This window comes from Mesonia aestuariivivens (assembly GCF_019311235.1).
Lineage (GTDB): Bacteria > Bacteroidota > Bacteroidia > Flavobacteriales > Flavobacteriaceae > Mesonia > Mesonia aestuariivivens.
Window position 1 is genome coordinate 1 of the sequence record NZ_JAHWDF010000052.1, and the last position, 1237, is coordinate 1237.

Genomic DNA, 1237 nt, shown 5'->3' on the forward strand with positions numbered 1-1237 from the left:
ACGTATTCCAAGATCAAATCCTAATAAAAAATCAGTTTTTATTATGCTGCGTGTTGCTGAAGAACCACATAAGGTGTCCCTCGCTTAACTACAGCAAATGCTCGAGCTATTAGTTTATTTCTAACATTATTTACTGCTAACATTTTATCTTTTCCTTCGGCTAATTTTTTGTTGTAATATAACCGTAATTCACTATCGTGTTGGATTGCCGATACACTGGCCATACTCAACAAACTTTTCATTTTCCTGTCTCCCAAATAATGACATTGCTTTCTGCGATGAATACTAGTTCCTGAACGATGCTCGAAGGGAGCCGTACCGCAATAACTGGAAAAGGCTCGCCAATTATCGAAACGTGTAAAGTTTCCGGTATGGTAGATTAACTGACTTGCTATGACTAAACCAAAACCTTTAAGGCTGGTTAGTAATTCATAATTTTTCTGCATAGAAGTCTCTTCAGACATAATCTCTTTTATCCGCTTTTCTATGCATGTAACTTGCTTTGTTAGGTATTCAATACTTCGTTTTATACTGATACATCCAGCATCTGTTGTTGGACTAGTCAAAAAGATTTTCATCTCTTTTAATGTTCCTTTTAGACCTGCATTATTCCGTACTATTTGATCTCTTAAGGCTAGCAATCTTCCTAACTCTAAATGAGACATACTCTTTACTGTACTTGGCTTTAATTCTTCGCGATATAACCATGCATAACGAGCGATTAAGCAAGCGTCTAATACATCTGTTTTTTCTTTTACTATCCCAGATGAACGCTTAATTTTCAACGGACTCTCTTCTACATAAACGATGTTTTGACTAGATAAATAAAGTGCTAACTTTAAAGAATAATATCCTGTATTCTCAAAACAGTAAAAAACAGTAGCTTCTTTACAAACTTTGAAAACCCATTTTATAAGGCTTTTATAGCCTACAATATCATTCACAAACTCTTTGTGTACTTGACCATGGTAGCAATATGCATCTATTGTTTTTTTTGATACATCAATGCCGACTACTTCTTTGTAATTTTTCATATTTTTACAATTAGAGTGATTAAATAGGTTGCAAAAACTACTTCCTTTATCGGGATCTTATACGCCTGGTATTCCAAATGGTTCTTTGCAACTTTATAGAATGAGAGGACTCGTACGTGTAAGGGATCACTAATCTAAAACACGTTATAGTTCTCCTCTTTTTCTATATAAAGTTATTTAATACAAACTAAAGAAACACGTTG

The 1237-nt window shown here is 34.0% G+C and carries 1 protein-coding gene; it reads right to left on the reverse strand.

Annotated features, from left to right (window positions below; all coding sequences use genetic code 11):
- Positions 1–41: 41 nt before the first annotated feature.
- Positions 42–1034 carry an IS110 family RNA-guided transposase gene (locus KW502_RS15230; protein WP_219041403.1) on the reverse strand — a complete coding sequence of 331 codons (993 nt, stop codon included), beginning with the start codon at positions 1032–1034 and terminating at the stop codon, positions 42–44.
- Positions 1035–1237: the final 203 nt, after the last annotated feature.

Coding starts and splice junctions, on each gene's coding strand:
- KW502_RS15230 (WP_219041403.1), bottom strand. CDS start 1,034: ATGAAAAATTACAAAGAAGTAGTCGGCATTGATGTATCAAAAAAAACA.